The organism is Spiroplasma endosymbiont of Nebria brevicollis, assembly GCF_964030895.1.
Lineage (GTDB): Bacteria > Bacillota_I > Bacilli_A > Mycoplasmatales > VBWQ01 > Spiroplasma_E.
In genome coordinates this window covers 1,134,797-1,159,753 of the sequence record NZ_OZ034986.1, presented here as the reverse complement: position 1 = coordinate 1,159,753, position 24,957 = coordinate 1,134,797, and the positions used below count along the sequence as shown (strand labels likewise).

General features: G+C 27.2%; 31 protein-coding genes and 2 pseudogenes. 22 read left to right on the top strand and 11 right to left on the bottom strand.

All coding sequences use genetic code 4. The features are described 5' to 3' along the window. Positions 1-45 precede the first annotated feature (45 nt). From AAHM98_RS06805 to rdgB, 3 genes are read left to right on the top strand one after another with little or no spacing between them, the layout of a single operon-like run. Positions 46-165 (top strand): cob(I)yrinic acid a,c-diamide adenosyltransferase, encoded by a 120-nt coding sequence (locus tag AAHM98_RS06805; protein ID WP_342276101.1) that lies wholly within the window; start codon positions 46-48, stop codon positions 163-165. Beyond that, positions 153-575: a cob(I)yrinic acid a,c-diamide adenosyltransferase gene (locus AAHM98_RS06800; protein WP_342276100.1), complete on the top strand. Its 423-nt coding sequence runs from the start codon at positions 153-155 to the stop codon at positions 573-575. Before AAHM98_RS06805 ends, AAHM98_RS06800 begins: the two co-directional genes overlap by 13 nt. Then, the gene (gene rdgB, locus AAHM98_RS06795; protein WP_342276099.1) at positions 575-1,168 is read left to right on the top strand and encodes an RdgB/HAM1 family non-canonical purine NTP pyrophosphatase; all 594 of its coding nucleotides are present in this window, start codon (positions 575-577) and stop codon (positions 1,166-1,168) included. Before AAHM98_RS06800 ends, rdgB begins: the two co-directional genes overlap by 1 nt. A 70-nt stretch (positions 1,169-1,238) precedes the next feature. Here rdgB and AAHM98_RS06790 read toward each other — a convergent pair whose 3' ends face one another. After that, positions 1,239-1,886, bottom strand: coding sequence for a hypothetical protein (locus tag AAHM98_RS06790; protein ID WP_342276098.1), 648 nt, complete (start codon positions 1,884-1,886; stop codon positions 1,239-1,241). Positions 1,887-2,025: 139 nt separating this feature from the next. Between AAHM98_RS06790 and AAHM98_RS06785 the strand changes: the two genes are divergently transcribed. Beyond that, a complete protein-coding gene (locus AAHM98_RS06785; RefSeq protein ID WP_342276097.1) occupies positions 2,026-3,297 on the top strand; it encodes a hemolysin family protein in 1,272 nt (423 codons plus the stop codon). Positions 3,298-3,356: 59 nt separating this feature from the next. Continuing rightward, a complete protein-coding gene (locus AAHM98_RS06780) occupies positions 3,357-3,608 on the top strand; it encodes a hypothetical protein (RefSeq protein WP_342276096.1) in 252 nt (83 codons plus the stop codon). A gap of 81 nt (positions 3,609-3,689) precedes the next feature. Here AAHM98_RS06780 and AAHM98_RS06775 read toward each other — a convergent pair whose 3' ends face one another. Continuing rightward, positions 3,690-3,920 (bottom strand): hypothetical protein, encoded by a 231-nt coding sequence (locus AAHM98_RS06775; RefSeq protein ID WP_342276095.1) that lies wholly within the window; start codon positions 3,918-3,920, stop codon positions 3,690-3,692. Positions 3,921-4,847: 927 nt separating this feature from the next. On the opposite strand from AAHM98_RS06775, the gene AAHM98_RS06770 reads away from it, so the two are divergent. Both AAHM98_RS06770 and AAHM98_RS06765 read left to right on the top strand, forming a co-directional pair. Continuing rightward, on the top strand, positions 4,848-5,237 hold the full coding sequence (locus tag AAHM98_RS06770) for a hypothetical protein (protein WP_342276094.1): 390 nt from the start codon (positions 4,848-4,850) through the stop codon (positions 5,235-5,237). 87 nt (positions 5,238-5,324) lie between these two features. After that, positions 5,325-5,426, top strand: a pseudogene (locus AAHM98_RS06765) (IS5/IS1182 family transposase); the annotation flags it as partial. An 82-nt stretch (positions 5,427-5,508) separates the two neighbouring features. Here the strand turns inward: AAHM98_RS06765 and AAHM98_RS06760 are convergent. Together AAHM98_RS06760 and trpS are read right to left on the bottom strand one after the other, a co-directional pair. Then, the gene (locus AAHM98_RS06760; protein WP_342276093.1) at positions 5,509-6,390 is read right to left on the bottom strand and encodes a Cof-type HAD-IIB family hydrolase; all 882 of its coding nucleotides are present in this window, start codon (positions 6,388-6,390) and stop codon (positions 5,509-5,511) included. An 11-nt stretch (positions 6,391-6,401) separates the two neighbouring features. Continuing rightward, the gene (trpS, locus tag AAHM98_RS06755; RefSeq protein ID WP_342276092.1) at positions 6,402-7,430 is read right to left on the bottom strand and encodes a tryptophan--tRNA ligase; all 1,029 of its coding nucleotides are present in this window, start codon (positions 7,428-7,430) and stop codon (positions 6,402-6,404) included. A gap of 503 nt (positions 7,431-7,933) precedes the next feature. On the opposite strand from trpS, the gene AAHM98_RS06750 reads away from it, so the two are divergent. The 3 genes from AAHM98_RS06750 to AAHM98_RS06740 are packed head-to-tail and all read left to right on the top strand — an operon-like array spanning position 7,934 to position 9,608. Further along, positions 7,934-8,329, top strand: a complete 396-nt coding sequence (locus tag AAHM98_RS06750) for a Spx/MgsR family RNA polymerase-binding regulatory protein (protein ID WP_342276091.1) — start codon at positions 7,934-7,936, stop codon at positions 8,327-8,329. A 29-nt stretch (positions 8,330-8,358) separates the two neighbouring features. Beyond that, positions 8,359-9,171, top strand: a complete 813-nt coding sequence (locus tag AAHM98_RS06745; protein WP_342276090.1) for a hypothetical protein — start codon at positions 8,359-8,361, stop codon at positions 9,169-9,171. Between the two features lie 38 nt (positions 9,172-9,209). Then, the gene (locus AAHM98_RS06740; RefSeq protein WP_342276089.1) at positions 9,210-9,608 is read left to right on the top strand and encodes a hypothetical protein; all 399 of its coding nucleotides are present in this window, start codon (positions 9,210-9,212) and stop codon (positions 9,606-9,608) included. A gap of 1 nt (position 9,609) precedes the next feature. Here AAHM98_RS06740 and AAHM98_RS06735 read toward each other — a convergent pair whose 3' ends face one another. Next, entirely contained in the window at positions 9,610-9,888 is a 279-nt protein-coding gene (locus tag AAHM98_RS06735; RefSeq protein WP_342276088.1) for a rhodanese-like domain-containing protein, read from the bottom strand. A 106-nt stretch (positions 9,889-9,994) separates the two neighbouring features. Here AAHM98_RS06735 and AAHM98_RS06730 point away from each other — a divergent pair, with 106 nt between their 5' ends. The 5 genes from AAHM98_RS06730 (at position 9,995) to AAHM98_RS06710 (ending at position 16,214) form a co-directional block, all read left to right on the top strand. Next, a complete protein-coding gene (locus AAHM98_RS06730) occupies positions 9,995-12,106 on the top strand; it encodes a polyribonucleotide nucleotidyltransferase (protein ID WP_342276087.1) in 2,112 nt (703 codons plus the stop codon). Between the two features lie 210 nt (positions 12,107-12,316). Next, positions 12,317-14,089, top strand: coding sequence for a ribonuclease J (locus AAHM98_RS06725; protein WP_342276086.1), 1,773 nt, complete (start codon positions 12,317-12,319; stop codon positions 14,087-14,089). 22 nt (positions 14,090-14,111) lie between these two features. Beyond that, positions 14,112-15,308, top strand: coding sequence for a hypothetical protein (locus AAHM98_RS06720; protein WP_342276085.1), 1,197 nt, complete (start codon positions 14,112-14,114; stop codon positions 15,306-15,308). 35 nt (positions 15,309-15,343) lie between these two features. Next, positions 15,344-16,012, top strand: a complete 669-nt coding sequence (locus tag AAHM98_RS06715; RefSeq protein ID WP_342276084.1) for a GNAT family N-acetyltransferase — start codon at positions 15,344-15,346, stop codon at positions 16,010-16,012. Then, a complete protein-coding gene (locus AAHM98_RS06710; RefSeq protein ID WP_342276083.1) occupies positions 16,005-16,214 on the top strand; it encodes a hypothetical protein in 210 nt (69 codons plus the stop codon). Before AAHM98_RS06715 ends, AAHM98_RS06710 begins: the two co-directional genes overlap by 8 nt. Before the next feature lie 109 nt (positions 16,215-16,323). Here the strand turns inward: AAHM98_RS06710 and AAHM98_RS06705 are convergent, their stop codons facing one another. The 5 genes from AAHM98_RS06705 to rplE form a co-directional block, all read right to left on the bottom strand. Further along, positions 16,324-16,626: a hypothetical protein gene (locus AAHM98_RS06705; RefSeq protein WP_342276082.1), complete on the bottom strand. Its 303-nt coding sequence runs from the start codon at positions 16,624-16,626 to the stop codon at positions 16,324-16,326. Positions 16,627-16,757: 131 nt separating this feature from the next. Continuing rightward, positions 16,758-17,477: a hypothetical protein gene (locus tag AAHM98_RS06700; protein WP_342276081.1), complete on the bottom strand. Its 720-nt coding sequence runs from the start codon at positions 17,475-17,477 to the stop codon at positions 16,758-16,760. A gap of 584 nt (positions 17,478-18,061) precedes the next feature. Then, complete coding sequence (gene rpsH / locus AAHM98_RS06695) at positions 18,062-18,457, bottom strand: 30S ribosomal protein S8 (RefSeq protein ID WP_342276080.1); 396 nt, start codon at positions 18,455-18,457, stop codon at positions 18,062-18,064. A 13-nt stretch (positions 18,458-18,470) separates the two neighbouring features. Then, positions 18,471-18,656 (bottom strand): type Z 30S ribosomal protein S14, encoded by a 186-nt coding sequence (locus tag AAHM98_RS06690; RefSeq protein WP_342276079.1) that lies wholly within the window; start codon positions 18,654-18,656, stop codon positions 18,471-18,473. Between the two features lie 3 nt (positions 18,657-18,659). Beyond that, entirely contained in the window at positions 18,660-19,133 is a 474-nt protein-coding gene (gene rplE, locus AAHM98_RS06685) for a 50S ribosomal protein L5 (protein ID WP_425289611.1), read from the bottom strand. A 258-nt stretch (positions 19,134-19,391) separates the two neighbouring features. On the opposite strand from rplE, the gene AAHM98_RS06675 reads away from it, so the two are divergent. Together AAHM98_RS06675 and AAHM98_RS06670 are read left to right on the top strand one after the other, a co-directional pair. Then, positions 19,392-19,775, top strand: a complete 384-nt coding sequence (locus AAHM98_RS06675) for a hypothetical protein (protein ID WP_342276077.1) — start codon at positions 19,392-19,394, stop codon at positions 19,773-19,775. 102 nt (positions 19,776-19,877) lie between these two features. Continuing rightward, positions 19,878-20,399, top strand: coding sequence for a GNAT family N-acetyltransferase (locus tag AAHM98_RS06670; RefSeq protein ID WP_342276076.1), 522 nt, complete (start codon positions 19,878-19,880; stop codon positions 20,397-20,399). A gap of 195 nt (positions 20,400-20,594) precedes the next feature. On the opposite strand, the gene AAHM98_RS06665 is transcribed toward AAHM98_RS06670, so the two are convergent. Further along, on the bottom strand, positions 20,595-20,813 hold the full coding sequence (locus AAHM98_RS06665; protein WP_342276075.1) for a hypothetical protein: 219 nt from the start codon (positions 20,811-20,813) through the stop codon (positions 20,595-20,597). 379 nt (positions 20,814-21,192) lie between these two features. Between AAHM98_RS06665 and uvrC the strand changes: the two genes are divergently transcribed. The 5 genes and pseudogenes from uvrC (at position 21,193) to AAHM98_RS06645 (ending at position 24,592) form a co-directional block, all read left to right on the top strand. Beyond that, positions 21,193-22,971, top strand: a complete 1,779-nt coding sequence (gene uvrC / locus AAHM98_RS06660; protein ID WP_342276074.1) for an excinuclease ABC subunit UvrC — start codon at positions 21,193-21,195, stop codon at positions 22,969-22,971. 365 nt (positions 22,972-23,336) lie between these two features. Next, on the top strand, positions 23,337-23,501 hold the full coding sequence (locus tag AAHM98_RS06655) for a hypothetical protein (RefSeq protein WP_342276073.1): 165 nt from the start codon (positions 23,337-23,339) through the stop codon (positions 23,499-23,501). Next, positions 23,498-23,650 (top strand): annotated as a pseudogene (locus AAHM98_RS09060) (hypothetical protein); the annotation flags it as partial. The gene AAHM98_RS06655 and the pseudogene AAHM98_RS09060, both read left to right, overlap by 4 nt. A gap of 15 nt (positions 23,651-23,665) precedes the next feature. Beyond that, positions 23,666-24,226 (top strand): ankyrin repeat domain-containing protein, encoded by a 561-nt coding sequence (locus tag AAHM98_RS06650; protein WP_342276072.1) that lies wholly within the window; start codon positions 23,666-23,668, stop codon positions 24,224-24,226. A gap of 198 nt (positions 24,227-24,424) precedes the next feature. After that, positions 24,425-24,592, top strand: a complete 168-nt coding sequence (locus AAHM98_RS06645; protein ID WP_342276071.1) for a hypothetical protein — start codon at positions 24,425-24,427, stop codon at positions 24,590-24,592. The last annotated feature ends 365 nt before the right edge of the window (positions 24,593-24,957 follow it).

Genomic DNA, 24,957 nt, shown 5'->3' with positions numbered 1-24,957 from the left:
AAATTATACAATTTATTTAATTAAATTATTGAAAGTAGTGAGATAATGTTAGAAAAAGGTTATGTTCATATTTACAAAGGTAAAGGCAAGACAACAATCCTTAATGGAATGGTTGTGCGTGCGCTTGGTAATAAACTCAATGTTATAGTTACTTGCGATTTTTAAAGAATCGTCCGTCGGGCAAAATTGCCTTTTTTAAAAGTAATACTAAAGTTAAAATTGAAAGTTTTTATGAATCATCACAAAAATTTTTTTGAGAAATGGATGAGAAAGAAAAAACTATTTTAAAACAAGAAACTAATGAAGGACTACAACGCTTAGCAATTTTAAGTCAAAGTGATATTATTGATTTAATTGTTGTTGACGAAATCTTAGGATGCATTCAAAATAATTTAATTAAAGAGCAAGATTTAATTAAAATTTTAAAAAATAAAAAACCAAATATTGAAATTGCCATATCAGGACGATATGCTTCATTTGCTTTAGAACAAGTTGCTGATTTAATTAGTGAAGTTAAACCAATTAAACATTACTTTGAACAAGGTCAAATTGCACGGGAAGGAATTGATTATTAATGATTACTAAAACATTATGATTTGCTTCAAACAATCCAGGCAAAATTATGGAATTAAAAGCTATGTTAGCACCATATGGGTATGAAATTAAATCAATTTTAGATCTTAGGTCACCAATTGAAATTAATGAAACAGGGAGTTCATTTTCCGAGAATGCTGTTTTAAAAGCAAAAACTTTAGCACGGTTAGTTAATACTCCTGTAATTGGCGATGATTCAGGATTGGAAATTTTATCATTAAATAATTTTCCTGGTATTCATTCAGCACGTTGAAAAGGCAGTATGTCTTATCATGAAGCTATGGTTGATATTTTAGAACAAATGAAAGGCCATAGTGACCGTAGTGCCATGTTTATTTCAGCAATTGCTTATGTTGATTTAAATCATAGTATTAGCAAAACTTTTATTGGTAAATTGGAAGGTGAAATTACAACAGAAATTAAAGGTAATTATGGTTTTGGGTATGATCAAATCTTTTATATTCCATCACAACATACCACATTAGGAGAAATGACGTTAGAAGATAAAAATAAGATTTCTCATCGTTATTCAGCGCTTAGTCAATTGTTAAAGTTTTTAGAAACATTAAAATAAATTATAAATAGAAAAAGATGGGTTACCCATCTTTTTTAATACTAATGCTAAACTTGTAGTTATTTATGTTTTATAATTTGTCTAATAAATTCCCACTTATTAAAGCTGTAAATTTATCAAAAAATTGTTTTTGATTACTAATATTTTTTGAATCTCAACCAACACCAACAGTTAATAAATGTCCTTTACTTACAATAAAGATAATTGGTAATGATGTAAATTTACGTTTCTTATCAGTGCCAGGGTAAGTAGGAACAACAGTTGTAGCAGAGTCTGTAACAGGTTCTGTGTAGTTGGCATCTGTTTTGTGATCAATTAATCAATGGTAGATATTTTTTTGTCAACTAATAGAAGAATCATTTCAAAAATCATCAGCTGATGTCTTACTTTCATCAGCAAACGGTCCTCTTTCAAACGTTAGAATATTAATTTTAGTATTATCTTTATCTAAAGCGGGTTTTACACGGTCTGACTCTAGATATGCTTCTCACTGACTTTTACCACCTGTTAGAGGTATTGCCTGCATAGTAGTTAATCCATCAGTAAGTGCTTTTTCATCGGTATTACTTTTAATACCAAGTACACCAAAAAAAGTTTCATTGTTATTAACATAACTTTTAAAATCTTGAAATTTTGAATCATCACTACAAGCGACAACTTGTAAAGTTGTTGTGCTGCCTAGTACTATAGCAGCCATTAATCCTAGTATTTTACGCATTTAATTTTCACACCTTCAATATTATGTTTTAGCATTTAAGCATAAACAAATAATATATAATAAAATATAACGTATTAAGTATACTATGTTATAATCTTAATAACAATAAAAAAATACAAAGGAGCAAAAAATTTTCTATATGGAAAGTAATTGGTACATTTATACAATCATATTAGTAATTCTATTATTTTTAAGTAGTTTCTATTCATCAGCAGAAACTTCTTTAACCTCATTAAACGTTATTAGAATTAAATCAATTGGTAAATTACGTAGCAAAAAAAATCATCGTGCTAATACTGTTTTTAAATTAGTAAAAAATTATAATACAACTTTAACAACTATTTTAATTGGTAATACATTAATTAATGTTGCCATTGGTACTTTAAGTACAATTTTATTTATTGATAGTTTAAATTTACCAACTTATGGGCCATTAATTTCAACTTTAGTTTCTGCTACTGTCGTTTTAATTATTGGTGAAATTATTCCCAAAAGTGTTGCTAAATTACATCCTGAGGCAGTGGCGTTAAATTATGCTTATATTTTATATACACTGAATATTATTTTTTATCCTTTTACTTTTATCTTTAAATTATTTCAAATTAAAAGTAAAAAACCAACTAGTTCAGAACAAGAATTAATTGAATTAATTTCAATTATTGAACGAGAAGGAGTAATTGAAAAAGCAGAACGCGATTTAATTGAATCAGCAATTAAATTTGATGAAAAATCTGTGTTTCAAGCTATGCATCCCAAAAGTAAAATCAAATATATTTATGATGATACTCTTCCTAAAACAATTAAACAACTGTATCTAGAAGAAAAGTACAGTCGCATTCCAGTTATAGATCGTAATAATGATAATGTAATTGGAATTTTGAATATTAAAGAATTTATTATTAACATGTTAGAAAATGAAAATCCTGATTTATTAAAATTAATGTTACCACCCATTTTTATTTCAAAACGTGCAAAGTTAAATGAAGCATTGGAATTACTGCAAAGTGAAAGAATGCACTTAGCTATTGTGTGTAATAATAAAGAAAAGAAAGATTTTAGCGGAATTATTACCTTAGAAGATATTCTTGAAGAATTAGTTGGTGAAATTTATGATGAAACTGATGAAATTGGTTTAATTCAAGAAGTTGGAACCCATAAGTTTCGTGTTGACGGTTCATCAAAATTAGAAGTATTGTTCAAACGTTATTTAAAGAAAAAACCACCTAATAGCAATAATCAAACTGTCCAAGAATGATATATGATGAAAACTAAAGAAAAGAAAGTTCGAAAGAGTAGTCCTGTCTTTAAATTTCGTAACTTTTCATTTAAAGTAGTGAAAGTAAAAAAAGAATATGCTGTCTTTGAAGTAGAAATATTTACTAACAAAAAAATTAAAAATGAATGAGAATAAACGTTAGGTAAATTTTGTTATAATAAATATATAATTATTTTTAGAAAGAATGTGACCTTATGTTTGGAAAACATCAACATGAAACAGAAAAATCTGATTGTCTAAGATGTCAATATAATTCTTTAATTAAAGAAGGTAAAATTATTATTGATGGGTGAGATAAACAACCACCAACACCAGAAAGATTAGTTGAAATTCAACAAACATTAGCAAAATTACAATCTGAAATTGAAGAACATAAAAATGATGCTGAATTAAAGTTCTGTGCTGACCATCCTGAAATATTTGAATTCTTACCCATTGAATTATAAAAATAAGAATTAAGCAAGAATAAAAAGGGTTAGGAGTTGCCTATCCAATTAAAAACTTTTTTCTAAAGAGGAGTTTCAACTCTAAGTTGAAACATGAATTTTTGTACTGTCAAATCATCATGCCTGACCTGTCTCATCTTTAAAAATTCCGGTTGTGTTTGAAAATTTAAAAAAACTAGAAATTTCTTTTCCCAATTTGCTAAATACAGGTATTGATGGGGTATTACTACTATCAACACAACATGCTGTGGCATTTAATGGAACTGGCGTTGTAAGTGTTGAGATTGTTAGTAATGATAGCAGTTTTTTCATAATTTGTTATCTCCTTTGTATAATGGCATGCTTTAGTGACACATTCAATATTTATAACTATATATAGTATAAATATATAATGATAAATATGATAAATTAGCCAAATAATAACCTGATTGTGTTCTTGATTTAACCAGAAAAATAGAACTTATGAATGAAGTAAAGGAAAATTTAGTAATCTTGTAGAAAGGTGAATAGTTTATAATATTCTGTAAATTTAGGAAAGATAACAAAAATTAAGAGTTGGTGGTCATTTTGAAATATTTCAATTTTTATACACTATTAAAATCTTTAATGATATAATTAGATTACAAATGCATAGTTAAGTTAAGACACTCATCTAGTTCTAGTTAACCCTAAATGCAATACGACCAAAATAATTTTTAAAAATATGGTAAAAGGGTAAAGCTTGTTTTAATTTTAAAATATTTAAAAATTTTAACATTGAAGGGATTTGAGTTGAAACATATTGATATTGATTTGGATATTGCCGATTACACTTAAGCTCAAGTAACATTGAGGAGTTTATTGAGGGTGGACTTTCGATTGCTGAAATTGCAGCTATGATTAGTGTGAAGCATGTCCACCATTAGCACCCGCAGCACTTGCCATTGCTGCAGTAATAACAGCAAATGCATTTTAAAAGCATATGACCATGGTCGTGGTGCTTGAATGGAATTGTATTTATTTACTATTCCGACATTAAAATTTGGAAGTAATTAAGAAGTTAAGAAAGTGTTTAAGTCTTTTTTTGAAAATCTTAAAATTGATCCATTATGAAAAAACACAATAAAAGTAGGTTTAATATTTTATTTTATCTTATATATTTGAATTTTAAGTTTTATAAAAAATGAATGATGAGATATTGACAAAAGTTTTATTATTTTTTCTATTTTTTCTTTTCAGTCAGTATTCATTTCTTATAGCTTGAGTGTTTTTGTCCTTAATAGTAATGAAAATCAACAAAAAAAATATCGTTTTTTATGATTATTTTTGTTTTTACTTGCCCTAAATCCTATTGGTTTCATTGGTATTTTAATGTTAGTTGATGAACAAAAATGAAAAAGCAAACATAATATTGTTGAAATCCAAGAAAACACAACTATGATTAAAACTGAAAAATGATTTTTGTTTTGAGCATTATATAGTTCTATTGGAATGATGATTTTTATTATTTTTATACCTATTTCTATTTTAAATATTATAAAAATAATAAGAAATTGAAAAAATGACTTAATTGAAATTAAGGAATTAAAAAAAAGGCATTATTTTAGTAGTGACCTAACTTTAATTATTACAAGTAAATTTGCTTTTTAAAGTTAAAAAATAAACAACAGGAATTTAGTTGTGTTGCACTTCGTTTTACAATTCGGGGTTGCTGTTGACAATGTTTTTGTTATTCTTAAAAAATTTAAAGTGATTTCTGAAAAATATCGTAATCAAAGAAAACATTTTGCTTTAAGATTTAATTTAATAACAGCAATTTATAATTTAGAAATTATTTAAAGTTAGTTCTGCAAAGAACTATTAGATTCAGAAACCAAATATTTAAATTAACAAACTGATGTTCTTTATTGCCCCCCCTATATTAAATTTTTATTTCATTTTCTTCATTTAAACTTAAAAAATTTGATAAATGGTCACCAACACCACCTTCATCATTAGTTTTTTTAGTAATGTCATTAGCAATACTTTTAATAACGATATTACCATTCTTCATAGTCACACCATAACCAACAGTCATTAACATTTCTATATCGTTGATTTCATCTCCATAAGCAACGACATCCCTAATATCAATATTGTAGTATTGTGCTAAGATACGCGCAGTCATCCCCTTATTAATAAACTTACTTGAGATTTCAAAAATTAAACTACCATTATCATAACGTGTTCATGTATTAACTTTAATTGCATTAGAATATTTTTCAAGTACTCGGTATACTTCATCAAGATTAGTCTCATCTTTAAATTGAATTAAGATAGCATTAGCACTACCCTTTCAATCTCTAATTAATTTACTAATCGTAAAGGTATCATTTTCAATAGTATCTAAATGGAAATAAGTTTCAAAGAAATCATCTTTTTTTCAACATACCGCTTTATTATAATATTCAATAACTGAATTTTCAATTTGGTTATAGATATATGATTCATTTAAAATACTTTTAACAATACTCTCGGAAATAGGAAATACTAATCGTTTGAATTGTTTAACTTTCGGGTCATGAATGTGGCCACCATTAAAGTTACATAATAAAGTATTAAGACCTAGTTCACGATAAAACTTAATTGATCCACGATATGGTCTTCCTGTCACAATACAAACAATATGTCCTTGTTTTGTAGCTTGTAATAAAGCTTTTTTAGTATTGGGATGGATTTCTCTTCCTCCACTTTTTAATATTGTTCCATCAAGGTCACATAAGATTAAATGTTTTTGATCCATATTACGACGTTGGATTGCCATGTTATTTCCTCCTATTTTTTATTTTTACTGACTAAATAATTAAGACCAATCGTATCTTGGACTAAGGTTAATTTTTGGTTAGCAATCTGATTAGCAATTTTAGCTCCTTGTTCTAAAAATTCTGTTAATTGAAATGATTTTATATTAACTAGTTCATCATGTTTTTTTTGCATAGGTGTTAATAAACCATTAACTACTTTAATAACTTCTGATTTTAAAAATCCATAGTTTTGATTAGCAAAATATTTTTCGCAAGTTTTCATGTCTTGCTTGGTAATACTAGCATAAATACTTAATAGGTTACTGACACCAGGTTTATTTTCAATGTCGTATTTAATAATATCTTCGCAATCGGTAACAGCCTTTTTAATTTTATTTGTTACTTCTGTTTCACTGTCATTTAGAAATATAACATTTTTAATATTTTCATCTGACTTTGACATTTTTTTAGTAGGTTCTTGTAAACTCATAATTTTTTGTGCTTGTTTGTCAAAAATTGCTTCTGGGATTTTGAATAATTTAGTTTTATGGAGATTATTCATTCTTGTAGCAAGTGTTCTAGTTAATTCTAAATGTTGAGTTTGGTCAACACCAACCGGAACGAAATCAGCATCGTATAATAAAATATCAGCAGCCATTAATGTTGGATACACAAGAATTCCAGAAGGAATACTTAAAGTTTTATTTTGATTAGTAGCTTTTTGACTTTTATCTTTGAATTGTGTCATCCGTTCTAACTCGCCTAAATAACTATGACATAGTAAAATATAACCTAGTTGCGTATGAGCTAAAACATCAGATTGGATAAAGATGTGTGATTTAGTAGGATTAATACCAGCAGCAAAATATCATGCGGCAATGTCTCTAATGTTTTCTCGTAATGTTTGTGGATTAATGGGCAGTGTTAAACCATGTAAATTGGCAACAAAAATTAAAAGTTGGTGGTCATCTTGAAGTTTTAAAAAATTATTAATTGCACCTAAGTAGTTACCTAGAGTTAGTTTTCCAGTACTAGTTATTCCTGATATAACACGAGCCATGTGGGCATTCCTCCTAATTGTTTTTAATTATTATAATTATCAACGATATAATTAAATAATTCAATTAATTATCTTATTTAATTATAAAAAATTTATATTCTAAACCAAATAAAATGCTTATGAGAGGGTCACCTTACTAAGTTTTATCCAACTTAGAGGTGACCCTCTCATGTAGCTCTAATAAGTTTAATATCGATATTTTTTGACAATAATTAATGAATCATAGTCATAAGATTACTACAAAGGTAAATTCCTGAGTAGAAACTATACGTTGACAAAGAAGAATATGATATAATATAAAAATGAAGGATAAAATGAAAAGGTCTTTCATGTGCTTTATTTAACATTTTTTAAATAAAGATTATAAGTTAAGTGGCAGTGTCAAGGAATATATTAGTATTATTTTTGTTAAGCAATATAAGTTAGCTATAAAATATTGGTATATTAAAGTTGATATTGGTAGGGTATTAATGAAGAAGAGGAAGAGAAAAGGGGTTCTTGCCATGATTAAAATATACGTTTCTCCAAGTTGTTTATCGTCAAAAAAAGTTATTCAATTTTTTGAAAAACATAAAATTCCATATATTAAACGTAACATAATTAATAACCCATTAACAGACACTGAAATTAAATTATTGTTAAGATTTGTACCTAATGGTGTCGGAGATATTATTTCAACAAGAGCAAAATTTATTAAAACACATGCTATTAATATTGAAAAATTAACAATGTTACAAGTGTTTGATTTAATTAAAACTTCTCCAACAGTTTTAAAACGTCCTATTATCGTACAAGAAAATAAACAAAGAATTCAAATTGGTTATAATGAAGATGAAATTGAATTATTTCTTCGCGGTTCTATTGAAAATGAATTTGAAGATTCTTGTGAGATATTTTAATTAAGTATTTAAAATGATTGGAATTGATTATGAAAAGTTATGAATTTATCATTATTGCTAATAAATACGAAAATTCACAAATTTTATCTGAAACTTTAAGGGCCAAACTTTTGGCCCTTAAAGCAATTGAGACTGATTCTAACCCACAAATTGTTTTTGTAATTGGTGGTGATGGGACATTTCTAAAAGCAGTTCATGATTATAATCATCTGTTAAAAAGAGTAAAATTTGTGATTTTTAAGTGTGGAAATTTAGGATTTTATGAAAACTTTAACCACACCCAAATTGATGATGTTCTAACTTGAATTGCTAACAATGACAAAAATTTAAAAATAAATCCCTTGTCATTGTTAGAAATAACGGTTAATAATCAAACCTTATATGCAATAAATGAAGTTAAATTTATTAATTTAACTACAACACTATCATGTCAAGTTTTAATTAATAACCAACTCTTTGAAAACTTCCGTGGTTCAGGAGTAGTTGTATCTACTAGAACAGGTTCAACAGGTTTAATGAAATCACTTGGTGGTGCAGTTGTACTATCCAATCATAAATTAATGCAATTTCATGAGATTGCTCCAGTTGCTAATAATAGTTATCGTAGTTTAAACTCGCCCTTAATTTTAGATGAAAAACATGAAATTACTTTAAAAATTAATAATCAAGTTGACAAAATATCAGATTTTGGTAAATTAATTGTTGATACTTTCGTTTTTAATGATAAACTAAATGATGAGATAACAATTAAATTATCAAGATTATCCTTACAAGTTTTAGAGTATAGTCCTAATCATTACTCATTACTTACTAAAGTTAAAAAAGCATTTATTCAAGATTAAAGTAGATGCTATAAAATACATTAAGGAAGTGTTTTATGATGCCAGCTTGACAAATTGCCTTATTAGTTTCTGCGTTATTATTTGCTGTTGTTAGCATTGGTATTTGAATTTGAAATGTTAATACTTCTAAAAAATTACGTAATCAAACTAATGTTAAAGGTAAAATTAATAATAAACCACAAAAATTTCCATTTAAATTAGAAAATTTTATTTTATATTTAGGTGGGATTGAAAATATTAAAGAAACATCAGCCTCTGCTAATAAAATTAAAATTTCAATTATTGAACATACCAAAATTGATTTTAATAATTTAAAAAAGATTAAAAATCGTGGTATCTTAGATCAAAGCGAAGCTGTTAGTTTAGTATTAGGTAGTTATTGTTACAACTTAAGCAGTGCTATTAATGAATTAATTAAATTAAATAACGAAAAGTAGTTTATTTACGATAGTAACCATAAACTCCGTTTTTTAATACATAAGCATTAGGATAACCTTGCTCACGTAAGCTAATAGCTGCTGCTGTTGAGCGATGTCCTGCATTGCAAATAGTGATAATGTTCATATTTTTATCATCAGTGTTTGTAATTTTTTTAAGAACTTGATATTCACCAACATCACGAACATCAATTAGTAGTGCTCCTACTTTCATTTTGTCAAATTCTTTATTTGATAGTTCCACTTTGGTGTTAGGTGATGGCTGTTTATTTTTCAGCATAATTTATCATCTCCTTAAATAAATTTGATTTATACCTAATTTTAACATGTTATTATGCTATAATGCTGATGTATTGTGACAAAAAAGGAAGTTAAGGAGTAAAAATATGTCAAAACAAAAATTTAATTTGACAGTTGGTCAATATGATTTAACTGTTGTTCTGGGGACTATGGCTAATTTAGCAGAAAAATCAGTAAAAATTAGTTATGGTGATACTGTAGTTTTAACTACCGTTGCTTATAATGAACATCTTAATAATCAGGATTTTTTTCCATTACAAATTGTATTTCAAGAAAAACTATATTCGGTTGGAAAAATTCCTGGTGGATTTCTAAAACGAGAAGGTCGCCCTAGTGAATATGCGACACTATGTGCAAGATTAATTGACCGTTCAATTCGTCCCTTGTTTCCTAACGGTTTTGTTAATGAAGTACAAGTAGTAAATAATGTTTTTGCTTTAGATGACAACTGTGATGTTCGTATTAATGCTGCCTTTGGAACATCATTAGCATTATCTTTAAGTAGTTTACCGTTCCAAGGACCAAGTGCAACAGTAGTAGTGGGAAAAATTAATGACCAATTAATCTTAAATCCTAGTCAAGAGCAATTGTTAGTTTCAGCAATGGAATTAATTGTTGGCGGAACCAAAGATGCGATTAATATGGTGGAAGCGGGATGTCATGACATTAGCGAAAAAGATATGATTAAAGCTTTAAAATTTGCCCATGATGAAATCATTAAATTAATTATTTTTCAAGAAACAATTATTAAAGCAATAACTCCTACTAAATTTGAACCAACATTAGTGTTAGTTCCTAATGTAATTAAAGAGTATGTTAAAACTCATTGTGCTACTGCCATTGCTAAAATTAGTACGACTGCTGATAAAAAAGTTCGTGGTAATTTAATTAAAGATTTATTAACAACAACTTTTGATAGTTTTAAAATTTCACAACCAGAATTCTTATTAACTACTAATGAAGCAACAGTAACTCATAACCTTCGTAAAAGCATTGAAGCATTATTACAAACAACAATGCGGGCAATGATTTTAAAAGAAAACAAACGAATTGATGGCAGAGGTCCTGATGAGATTAGAAAACTAACAAGTATGGTTGATATCTTACCTATTGTGCACGGTAGTGCAATGTTTAATCGTGGTGAAACACAAGTTCTTTCAATTTTAACGTTAGGTGCTTTAGCTGAACATCAAATTATTGATGGTTTAGGTAAAGAAGAGTACAAACGTTTTATTCATCATTATAATTTCCCACCATTTTCTGTTGGTGAAACAGGAAGAATGGGAGTGCCGTCACGGCGCGAAATTGGTCATGGTGCCCTTGGTGAAAAAGCATTATTACAAGTTATTCCGCAAGAAAAAGATTTTCCATACATGATTCGATTAGTATCAGAAGTTCTTGCATCTAATGGTTCAACATCACAAGCAGCGATTTGTGCTTCATCAATGGCATTGATGGCCGGTGGTGTTCCAACGAGAGCAGCGATTGCTGGAATTGCGATGGGATTAATTAAAGAAAATAAAGATTTCGTAGTACTAACAGATATTCAAGGTTTAGAAGATCATTTAGGTGATATGGACTTTAAAGTAGCTGGCACAAGTGAAGGAATTTGTGCACTACAAATGGATATTAAAATTGTAGGCATTGATTTTAACATTATTACGCAAGCTTTAGAAAAAGCTAGGATTGCTAGATTACAAGTGTTAGAAAACATGAATCAGGTTATTAAAGCACCGCGAACTATTTTAGCTGCAAATGCACCTAAAGTAATTATGAAACAAATTCCTGTTGATAAAATTCGTGATATTATTGGTTCTGGCGGTAAAGTTATTAATAAAATTATTGCTGATTGTGATAATGTTAAAATTGATATTGAAGATGATGGTCGTATTATACTGTATCATAATAACCAAAGTGTAATTAATAAAGCATTAAGTATTATTGAAAGTATTGTTTTTCCTGTGCAAATTGAAGTAGGCTCGACATTTGCTGCTAAAGTTGTGAAAATTGCTAAATTTGGTGCCTTTGTTAACTTAAAAGATAAGATTGATGGTTTAGTTCATATATCACAATTTTCAAAAATGTTTGATAAACGCATTAATGATTTAAATGACTTTGTTAAAATTAATGATATAATAAAAGTTCGGGTAGTTAAGGTTGAAGATAACGGTAAACTTAGTTTAGAAATTATTGGTTAGAGATAATTATTATGTGTTTAAAGATAAACTAGTAGTTGTTTTTCAATTTTTATAAAACAGTTTCAATATTTTAACTAATTTAATGTTAAAATATTATTATAAGTACAATGAAGAAAAATTATTTTTAATTTATCCATTATTGAGTATGAATTATAAAATTAAATGGGATAGTTAAAAATTAAAAAAGAAAGTAGAAAACTGGTGAAATAAATGGCAAAGATAAAAGTATTTGCACTGGGCGGTCTTGATGAACGTGGCAAGAATTTATATGTTGTAGAAGTAAATGAAAAAATATTTCTTTTTGATGCAGGAATTAGACTACCAGAACGAGAAATCTTAGGAATTGATATTATTATTCCTGATTATACTTATTTAAAAGAAAATAAACAACGTATTCAAGGAATTTTTATTTCAAAACCATCAGATGACACCTTTGGTGCTTTACCTTATTTATTAAAAGATTTTAATAAAGATAAAAGTAATCATAAAGTTCCTATTTTTGCTAGCAAATTGACTGACTTCATGATTAGACAAAAATTAGAACGTTTTCGTTTTATTAATCAAAATGAAATTAGTATTAAAAGTATTCAACCAAATGAAAAAATGAATTTCGGTAATGTTAGTGTTGAAACTTTCAAAACCACAACTTCAATTCCTGGCAGTTTAGGATTTGTACTAACTGTTAATAATGAAGAAAAAAATCAATCAGCAGAACGAATTGTTTATACAGGAGATTATATTTTTGATGGTGAATACCGCAATGATTTTGCTACTGATATTCCCCATTTAGCAAGCGTCGCTAAAAATGATGTCTTGTTATTAATTAGTGAAGCATCATGTGCTGTCAGAAAAAACTTTACAGCTCCTAATCATAAAATTCAAAAAATTATTGAACCAGTATTAAAAGAAGCCCCAGGAAGAGTTATTCTTGCTTGTTATGATCAAGATTTGTATCGTGTTAATGAAATCTTAAATGCCATTCAAGAAACTGATTCGAAACGTAAAATTGCTGTTTATGGTGTAACGTTATATGATATTTTATTAAAAGTTAATGATTTAAATGCTTTTAATTTTAATAAATCACTACTAATTAACTTAGCACAAACGGTTGGTATAAAAGACACAGTTATTATTGTTACTGGTAGTGGTGAACGGTTATTCTTAAAAATGAATAAAATTGCTGTTGGTAATGATGACTATTTGAAATTAGAACCACAAGATACAGTAATTTTAGCAACGCCACCGATTCCAGGTAATGAATTAGCACATGCTTCGTTACTAGATGAGTTAGCAAGGACTGATGTTAAGGTTATTAGTATTTCTGAAAAACAAGTTTGAAGTTTAAATGCTTCATATGAAGATATTAAATTAATGGTTAACATTATTCAACCTAAATACTTTTTGCCTGTGAAAGGATTGTATAAAGATTTTGTTGCTGCCCAGCAAGCTGCTATTAGTGCAGGTGTACTAGATAACAACGCCTTAATACATGATAATGGTGAAGTTATTACTTTTGAAAACGGTAAGTTAGTAGATAACTTTGTTAAGGCAACCTTTAATCGTACATCTTCAATTGGTGATAGAAACTTTAATACTATTAAATCAACAGAAAACCTAATCAAAACTGGTGATGTTTATGTTGATGGAATTGGTGTTGGTGATATTGGTGCCATTGTGATTAATGAGCGTAAGCAATTACAACGTGATGGTGTATTAATTACTGGTGTTACGATTGACCGTAAGACTAAAGAAATTATTTCTTTAATTGATGCGCAAATGCGTGGTGTTATTTATTTAACTAACAATGAAGGAATGCTAAAAAGTATCCAAAAAATTATTATTAATGTTATTGAAAAGTATAAAGCAAGCAATACATTTAGTATTAATGAAGTTAAAAATAAAATGCGTAATGATTTGCAAGATTATATTAAAAAAGAAACTGGAAAATTACCGATGATTTTAACAGTTATTAATGAAATTTAATCTTTTTAAGTAGGTGCACAAGATGGAAAACAGTAATTCACAAAGCATAATCACTTTTTCTAAACCTCATACTCGAGGTGATGAAGTGGGAACCTTATTTTTTGCGGTTATCATTTTGTGCTTTTTAATTATTAGTTTTCTGAGATTTAGTGTTATTGGCAAAGCATTAGATGATTTTTGTTTTAGTTTTCTTTTTGGTTGAGTTAAATACTTAGTATATGGTATTAGTTTGGTTGCTATTGTTCCTTTATGTTTTGGTTATCGTTTAAAAATGGAACCAAGCATTGTCGGAAAACTAGTATTGATATTAGTATTAGTTTGTTGAACAACTGAAACTTTGTCATTAATGATTAATAATCGTAATCATTTATATTCTAATTATTCTAATTTAAATTTAATAAGTATTACTACGAATTATGTTAATACGTGATGAAATAGTAGTGTTATCACTAACTATAATGGGTTTTTTGGTAAACCAATTTCCTTTTCTAATTTAAATCTTAATACGTTTTTTCCAAGCAGTGCCACAGGTGGTATGATTAGTACAATCTTAACAGGACTATTTAGTTATGGTTTTTTCATAACTAATGTTTTTGCTAATATTGGTGCGTTTTTGTTATTAGTTTCTTTTCTTTGCTTTAAACGTCCATTAATTATTTTTACTAAAATCAAATTATTTACGATTGCTGTTACTAGAAAATTGCAATGTGTTAAACATAAAAATAAAAGCAATAAAGTTACTAAGAAACAATTAAAAGTTGAAAAACTAGAGTATGAACAAAAACGTAAACAAGTTCTAACAGATAAAACTGCTATTGAAAAAGAAGTGCTAAAAGAAATTAAAGATATTAGAAAACAAACTAAAAATACAAGTCAACTTAATAATACAATTACTAATCCGACTTCTAATTTAGTTGCTGCCATTAAATTAAAACAACAACAAATCTTAGCTAAACAAAATCAAGCAACTAAGACTAAAGAATTAGATACCCAACCAATAACTACTTCTGAATTAGTTGATAATAAGTCAAAGCATTATTTTAATGAAGATTCTCATTTAACACCATTTGGTAAAATTAATCCAGATCATCAAAAAGACAATGTTAATGTTAATAAAGGAGTACTTGTTATTAAACAAAGTTTAGAAGATAGTGTCTTTAATAATAAAACCGTAGTGCTAAGTTCAGAAAATAATCTTGATGTAGACATAGACAAGTAGTTATTAATTATGAAAATGAAAAAAGAGATTTAAAAATGATTCGTCATGCCAAACCTAATGAAACCGTTGAAAATATAGCCATAATAATTAATATTTTTTATGAAGTTTATCGTTCATCAAAAAGTAAAACCTTTGCCAAATATAGTGATAGTGAAAAAATAAATCTGCTTAAACAAATTTTCTTAATGAAAAATCACTATTTTAGTTATGAAAATTATATTGTTCATGAAGAAAATGGACACATTAATGGTATTACCTTAGTTGTTTTGCATCAAGAAAGTTATCAATTAAAAGTTAATACTTTTAAAATTTTATCTAAAATTTTCCAAATTGATTTAGACTTTGAAATTGAAAATGAATCAAAGGAAAAGGAAGTATACTTAGATACATTTGGTGTTAAAAGTGATTTTCAAGGTCAAGGCATTGGGACAAAGATAATGTTATTTATTGTTGAACAGTATCAAGAACAATCAGATATTAGTTATTTATCACTTAATGTTAGTTTTAAAAATGATAAAGCTCGGAAATTATATGAACGAGTAGGTTTTCAAAAAAATGGTGAATTAAGTATTAATTATCATCCTTTTTATCATATTATTAATTTAGTTAGGAGGTCAGACATCAGGGATAGAACTTGTAACGCTGAATCTAACATCGTTGGAATCCCCTACACACATAGAAAAAGGAAGACCATTTATGACTAATATTCAGTTATGTCATCTATTAGTACTAGGAATTGATGATTCATTAAATCTTTCATTTTGTCAACGATCATTACCACTTGTTCATTCAACTTTATCAGTATCTTGAATAAAACCATTTTTTTCTAAAAAATCTTTTGTTTTACCAGTAATGTATTCATATATTTCTTGAATTGGGACATTTCTCTTTTTAAAACCATCATAAACGTCACGATTAAGTGCGAAATTAAAATTTTCTCATTCTTTATTAAAAGTTCAATTTTTCCCCCATTTAAATAAAGCTTTATTACCAACAAAAAGTTTTTCTAAAATGGTTAGACTGGCAGTATAGTATTCTCTGCTCTATTTTTAGCAGCACTAGTTATATAGTAATGAATTGGTAGATATTTAATTTTCAAACCACTAATTTTTCAATTAACTGCTCTATATTCACCAAACGAAAAGATATCATCTGTTTTATGAATAGTTAAACTGTTTTTAGTTTTTCAAGTTTTCAATAGGGTAGCAAAATGGTTTTCACGATTAATAATTACAGGATTTAATCAACAAATGAAATCCTGTTTTGATTTTATGTTCTGTGCACCTTGTATATTAAAATCCCTGCCATCTTCTGACATTCAATTATAATCAGTATTATCATCACCGAAAATTGCTGAAGATGGGTAAATTTCTAATTCTTTAATATTAAGTTTTGTTTTTAATTCGCCATTAATTTTTTTAACACTTCATCGTGTTTTTTATCAAAACTTTAATTTCATTCTGGATATTCAAGTTTAATAGGGCCAAGCTTTGTTACTTTATCTTCGATATTTGCACTAACAACTTTAACTATTTGATTTAAATTAGAATCATCATTGGCAAAATACATATCAAATGATTGCTTAATAGTAGTCGTATTTACTTTGGCATTTTCACCTAAACATGTAAAATCTAATTCTAAATTAGTAATAAGATAATATCAATCAGTAACACCATAATCATTTTTAGCATCAAATTTTTCTAAACCAAACTTTTTAATCTCTCATTCAAATTCTTTGTTAGTAAGTTTTAAACCATTGGTATTTATTTTTAAAATCTCATTGGGATTGATGCCGTTGAATAATGGTTTTAATTCTGGATATTTTTCCATTAGGGTAGTACTAACTTGTTGGTTTAAGACTTCTAAGAAACCATGAAATGTTACTGGATCATCATTTTCAGTAATAACTGTATCTCCTGCTTGACCAATTCCTTGTAAATATGTCAGAATGTCACCACCATCAGTGACATCACTCTCTTTTCGGAGATTTAATCCATCATTAACCAAATTGGCAAATTCAGTTTGAATTTTTTCTTGGGCTGTTTGTGCTAAGGCAAAATAGTCAGTTTCGTCTACTACTGGTGGTTTAGTTCAGCCACAGGCCATCACATTTAGTGGGACTGGGGTTGTTACTGTTAGTACGGTTAGTAAAGATAGTAGTTTTCTCATAAATTGTTCTCCTCTTTCTCTATATATTAAAAGTAACACTTATTTAGTGAAATAATCTGCCCTTTATTATATATTTATTTACATATAGTAGTGTGAAATATGATTTTTACCTTAATTTTAAGCAAGGAGAGGGTCACCCTTTTTATCATATTAAAGTAATTTTACATTTTAAGAATTATTTATATTATAATAAAAATAACTATTTTAAGTTGGGAGATAATATCTTATGTTAGAAAAATCTTTAAAAGCTAGTTGAAAAAATCTTTTTAATTTCATTATTATTAAAATTACTCATTCTTTCATTACCAATCTTTTATTGATTATTTCGCTAACGCTATCTTTTATTATTGTTGTTGTTTTATTTAGTTTAAACTTAGCAATTAATAAATTCTTGGTTAATATTCAATATTATTTTATGATTTTTTATGCCATTTTCTTGTTTATCTTTGTAATAATGAATGCCATTCGGATTTTTGGAATTCAATTTGAAGATAGTTCTTTCTTATTATTGTATCATTACTAGCACTATAATTGGTGGTTTGATTAGTTGTTGGTGCTGTTATTAAAGAGCCATTTTTGGCTTTTTATATTATCACTATTTTAAAATTCTTTAGTTTTTTTGCTTGTTTATTTGTCATAAGACCTTTTGATGTGGAAATGATTGCGATTCCGTAACCATTTAAAACAGTAGGAAGTTCTTTATATTTTGTATACATTCTTAATCCTGGTTTCGAAATTCTTTTTAATCCAAGGATTGAACTTTTACCAGTATGTACTAGTAACATTTCTAATTTAGGTTTTTTTAATGCTTCTTCAGTGATACGATATTTTTCAATGTAACCATTTTTCATTAAGATTTCAGCAATTTTAACTAATTCTTTTGAAGAAGGTACACTAACTACTCTGTGTTTACTACTATCTGGGGCAGTAATAGCGTTACGAATAACGGTAAGCATATTACTTATTGGATCTGTCATCATAATTATATACCTCCTATCATGATGATTTTCTAATACCAGGGATTTGTCCTTGGTATGCTAAACCACGAAAGCAAATACGGCATAACATAAACTTACGAATAACCGCATGAGGACGGCCACATTTTTGACAACGTGTGTATGCTTGTGTACTAAACTTTGGTTTATGGGCTTGTCTTATTTTTAATGAAGTCTTTGCCATCTGTTATCCCTCCTCCTGCTTTCCTGATTTTTTAAATGGTAATCCCATTTTTTTCAATAACATAAATGCTGTTGAATTATCAGGGGTTGTTGTAACGATTGTTATTTCCATACCGCGAACTTTATCTACTTCTTCGTAGTTAATTTCTGGGAAAATGATTTGTTCTTTAATTCCAACAGTATAGTTACCAGTTTGGTCAAAAGCTTTTGCTGATAAACCTTGGAAGTCACGAATTCTTGGTAAAGAAATTGCGATAAATTTGTCAAGAAATTCATACATTTTTTGTCCTCGTAATGTAACTTTATATCCGATTGGCATTCCTGCTCTTAACTTCAAACCAGCAATTGATTTTTTGGCTTTAGTAACTACTGGTTTTTGACCAGTAATTTTTGCTAATTCTGCTGATGTTAATGCTGTAGATAAATTTAATAATACTGCTTTAATCTTAGTTCAAAATCAAGAAAATTCTAAAATTAAAGAAATATTATATAATTTTTTTTCTTTTCAAGGTTTATTTAAAAAATTAGAATTGAATTTTTACGAAATACTTCTGAAAAATAATAATTTATCTAAAGAAAAACTAATAATCCATTTATTGAAAAATCTTGAAACTATTATCCAAAAACCAAAAATTTTAGATTCAGATATTATATTTTTTTAAGAAAAGAATTTATTAATAATTTAAAGTTTGATGATGAAGATTATTCAATATTACATTTAGCAGTATTAAAAAATATGCTAAATTTAGTTAAGTATTTAGTTAATGAATGACCAATTGATATTAATTATAAAGATGTCATAGGATTATCAGCATGAGATTATGCTTGTTTTTCTTTAGAAAAAGATATTGGTTTGACTATTAAAAAAAGTAATCAAACAACTAAGGAAACTAGAAAATTTGTACAAGATTATCTTGTTGCATCATCAAAAGAAAAATTTGCAGCAGTTGAAGAAAAAGAAATTTATGAAAAATATAGTCAAAACAGAAAATATCTTTTAAATTATTATCAAAACAAGTCAAATGATATTATTGAAGATTTTAATTCAAAAAAAATAAATTCAATGGATTTACAAAATCAACCTTCAAAAAACAAACTACCATCTAATATAAAAATATAGCCACTGTAGAGTAAAACCAAGTAGACATCATTAGTTTTAAAATTACCACTATTAATTTTTTTTAAGATAAAATTATACAGAGAACAGAAGTGAGGAACATTAATGATTCGTATGGCTAAATCTTCAGAAACTGAACAAAATCTATCAATAATTATTGATTTATTTTATAAAGTTTATAAAACTACAAAAAATAAAATCTTTAATAAATCTAGCGATGAGAGTGTTATCAAAATTTTTAAGCAAATTTTCTTAATGAAAAATCACTATTTTAGTTATGAAAACTTCATTGTTAATGAAGAAAACAATCAAATTAATGCAGTTGCTTTAGTCGCTCTTGATAAAGACATTCATGAATTAAAGCACAAAACTTTTCAATTAGTAAAACATAAGCTAAAAATTATTATTTTCTCTGACTTTGAAGTAGAAACTGAAAGTAAACCTAATGAAGTATACTTGGATATTATTGCTGTTCATCACGATTTTCAAGACCAGGGCATTGGTACTAAAATCATTAATTATATTACTATTAAATATCAAAATTATAAAAACGTTAAATGACTAGCATTAAACGTTAGTTATGAAAACCTTGATGCTAAAAAAATTGTATGAGCGTCTAAACTTTAAAGATGATGATAAAATTATGATTAACAATGAACCATACTATCATATGATTAAAGAATTAATCGAGAAATAGAATACTATTTGCAAGTGGAAAGTATTTAGCTATTTCTGATTAAATAAAAACTTAACTTAACTGATTATTAAGAAAATGTTATTTTATTATCGAAAAAGATTGCATAATGCAATCTTTTTTATGTTTTACATTTGTGGTGATGAGTTAGAAGACTTATTATTTCTTTGATATTGATCTTGTGAATTATCTGAATAAGCTGAATTTATTTCATTTGTAGGTTTAAATATTTCTTTAAATTCTGGTTTACTTTTTTGACTTCGTATGTGATTATTAGCATTTTTTTCAGGTCTTTTTATCAATGATTTTGCATTAGAAAGAGCTTGTGATGATTCAATGGCAGGCATATTTCCACTCCTTTTTAAAATAAAAACCCTTTTACTTTAAACATAAAGTAAGGGGTTAAAAACTATATTTAGTTTATAAGGTATCATATAATAATTTTTATTTATTATCTATCAACGATGAGTTTTTAAATTAATCAATAATTTAATAGGTTATCATAATTTTACAAAAAGAATGAACCATGATATTTAAAGTATTTCTATGCCCTTGATTATTAATACCTAAAACTAATTTCTGATTTTGTTTTTAAGTTCATTATCAGTTCAAACATGTACTTTTTTCTTCATTATTTACTTTATCCTTATTATTTTAATTATATAAAAATAATCATAATTAATGATAAAATCAAAGTAACTTTTAAATCATAAACTAGGTGAATTGATGGCAAAAAACATTTTATTACAAGAAAAAATTAAAACCTTACCCAACATTGCTGGCTGTTATCTTTTTAAAGACACCTTTAATAATTTAATCTATGTCGGTAAAGCCAAAGATTTAAAAAAACGAGTTACCTCATATTTAAACAAAGCCAGCAACTTTAAAACTATGTTACTAGTTAATGATATTACTGACATTGATTTTATTACGACTTCCAATGAAAAAGAAGCATTAATTTTAGAACAAACATTAATTAAAAAGCATCATCCCAAATACAATATTTTATTAGCAGATGATAAGAAATACCCTTATATTCAAATCACTAATCATCGTGACCCACAATATCGTTATGTTCGTAGTGCTACGAAAAAAGATGGTCATTATTATGGACCATTTCCCGATGGAACAGGTGCCCGTGATATTTTAAAATTACTAGAACGATTATTTCCTTTACGTAAATGTAATGGCAATTTAGGTAAACCTTGTTTATATTATCATTTAGACCAGTGTTCAGGTGCTTGTTTTCACACTGTCTCTCTTAGTTACTATGAAGATATGATTAGTAAAATTGATCAATTTTTTAAAGGTAACGTTGGTGGTGTTAAAAAAACCTTAATTAATAATATGACAACTAGTGCTGAAAACTTACAATTTGAAAATGCTAATCGTATTAAAATTTTACTATCTAAAATTGATTTATTTTTATCACAACAAGTTGTGGAATTCCAGGACTATGGAAATCGTGATTTCATTAACTTTTTAGTTGAAGATGACATGGTAATGGTAGTATTAATTACTTTATTTTATCGTAACGGAAAATTACAAGCTAAAGATGAACAAATTGTTTCAAATAACTATTTAGAAATTCAAGATTTAATTCGTAATTATTGCCAACAGTTATATAGTAAAAATACCTTGCCAAGTGAAATTTATTTACCACATACCATTGATACAGCAGAATTAAAAATTCTATTTCCCCAAATAAAATTTTTGACACCGCTTAAAGGTTCTAAAGAACACATTTTAACTTTAGTTAAAACTAATGCCATTTACGCTTGAAACAACTACTTGCAAAGTGGTAAAAGTAATAATAACCCTATTAATATGATGAAAGTTTTATCACAATGAATTAAAGTTCCTAATTTAAATCACTTAGAAATCTTTGATGTTTCTAACTTCCAACACAATGCTAGTGTTGGGGGAATGATTGTTTATAAAAATGGTAGTCCTAGTTTTAATGACTACCGTAAATTTTTATTAGATCCCAAAATTCATGATGATTACCATCGCTTTAGTGAAATGATTTATCGTCGATACCATCATGTGGTTATTAATCAATTACCATTACCAGAATTAATTATCGTTGATGGTGGTAAACCACAAATCACAGCAACATTAGAACAATTATCATCATTAAACTTAAAAATTCCCATTATTGGCTTAGCAAAAAATAAAAAACATCAAACTGATCGCATTATTAATGAAAAAATGCAAACGATTAATATTCCTAAAACCGATGCTTGTTTTTTATTTCTAAGTAAACTTCAAGACCAAGTTCATAATTATGCCATTAAATATCATAAATCAAAACGCAGTCAATCCATGATTAATAGTGTCCTTGCTATCATTCCTGGAATTGGAGTACAAATGCAAAATAAAATATTAGCAGCATTTCCGACATGGGAAGATTTACAAAATGCCACAGAAGAACAATTATTAAAAATTATTAAATCCAAAGTGGTTGTTAATAAATTATGAAAAGAGTTACATAGTTTTAGTTAATAATTTGCGTTAGAAAATATGAGAGCAATAAATTCCTGAACTAAAAATGCTGATCAGTTAAATCAACTTTCAATTTCTAGAGATACAACTAATTTATGAGAAAGTGATAGTAAAAACCATAGGAATGTAAGTGATACAGAAACATATACCAGATTGAATAATTTTTTTGCATAAACACACCTTTTTTATTAACCTACCGCTATTTTACAAAAAAATTTTAAACAGAATCTAATATTATTAAAAAAATATTTAATTTAGAATAATATTAGTGTTATAATTTGCATATCTTAATATAATAAGTTGTGAAAACCCTTGAAAATTATAAAATTTTCTAAGGGTTTTTATTTTGAAAGGAGAACAGAAAAATGAATAGAGATGAAAGAATAAATATTAGTGTATTAACAACTGTTGAAATTGGAGATTTAGATGAAGTGGAAAAATTATTAGTTGCTGGTGCTAATGTAAATTATGTAGGTCAAGGTAATGATCCAGCTTTAACGTTAGCTGCTCAACATGGTCATACAAAATAGTTGCGAAATTAATAGCTAATGATGCTGATGTAAATCATGTAGGTCAAGGTAATGATCCAGCATTAATTCTAGTTGCTCAACATGCTAATACAAAAATAGTTGCGAAATTATTAGCTGCTGGTGCAAATGTAGAACAAGCGAATTTAAATGGTTGAACTGCTTTAATGTTTGCTGCTCGAAATGGTCATACAGAAATAAAAAAAGCATTAGATAAATTTTTAGAGATTAAAAAATGAATAGAAACCAGTAAAGAAGTTAAAGATAGTTTTGAAGGCATTAGTGATATTAAAGAGTTAGAGCAAGAAGCACGGATAATAGAGTTATTAGAAGCTTTTCAAACTAAAATAGCAGAAAAAAGTAAGGAATTAAATTTAAACGTTGTAAACTTTCTAAAAAAAGAATTTATCAATAATTTGGAGTTCGATGAAGGTTATTCAATATTACATATAGCAGTAAGAAAAAACATGCCAAATTTATTTAATTATTTAGTTGAAAACCAACAAGTTGATATTAATGCTAAAGATAAGGCAGGATTAACAGCATGAAAACATGCTTGTTTATTATTACAAAAGGAAAATGTTTTTACTCTTAAAAAACCTGAGGAAGTAATCGATGAAGAAAGAGAATTTCTAAAAGAGAATCTTGGTTTATTTTCAACGTTAAAAAATTACCTACCATTGATGAGCATAGTGAAATTGACAAAAAAGCAAGAGATAATAGAGTAACTATTTTAGAACATTATAAGATAGAAATAAAAGAGGAAGATTCAATACCTAATGAAAGTAGTAAAAATGTTGATCAGTTAATTAAATCAACCTTCAAGTTCTAGAGATACAACTTATTTTTGAGAAAGTTATACAAAAACATGTACCAATTTAGTACCAGTTACTTCAAAACTTCCACCAATGACTCAAACGATATCTATGAAAGAGTCATCTGGTAAACAAACTGCACTTGCTTCTTACAACAGTGGCGATGCTACTAATGTTGCAGAATTAGCACAAAAAGCTCAAGAAAAAAATAAAAAACAAGAAGAAGAAAAAGCATTAGCAACAAGCAAAAAATCAAAATCAAGTTTAGCGAATCGTTAATTCTTTGTAGGAAATGAGTAGTTTATCATTACAGTTGCAACGCTAGCAAAATTTAAATAAAAATGACCCAAATGTTATACTTCTAAGTGAATAAAAATGAAAGAAATATAAAAAATCAGTCATAAACAGCTTACCACTGATGAAACTTAGAACAACTAGATTTAAAAAATTCAGAAAGTATTCTAAATGAAAATATATTTTAAAAAATAGAAGTGGAACTGGCAAGTTAGTTAGTGCGACCCGAAAGTCGTAATTTGTAATGGTTCAATTACCTTTTTTTAAACATCAGAGATAACGCATGTCTCACATTTTAAAGATTGGCAACCTTTAGGGTGCGTGTGCCGTAGAAACAAAAAAATGTTTTG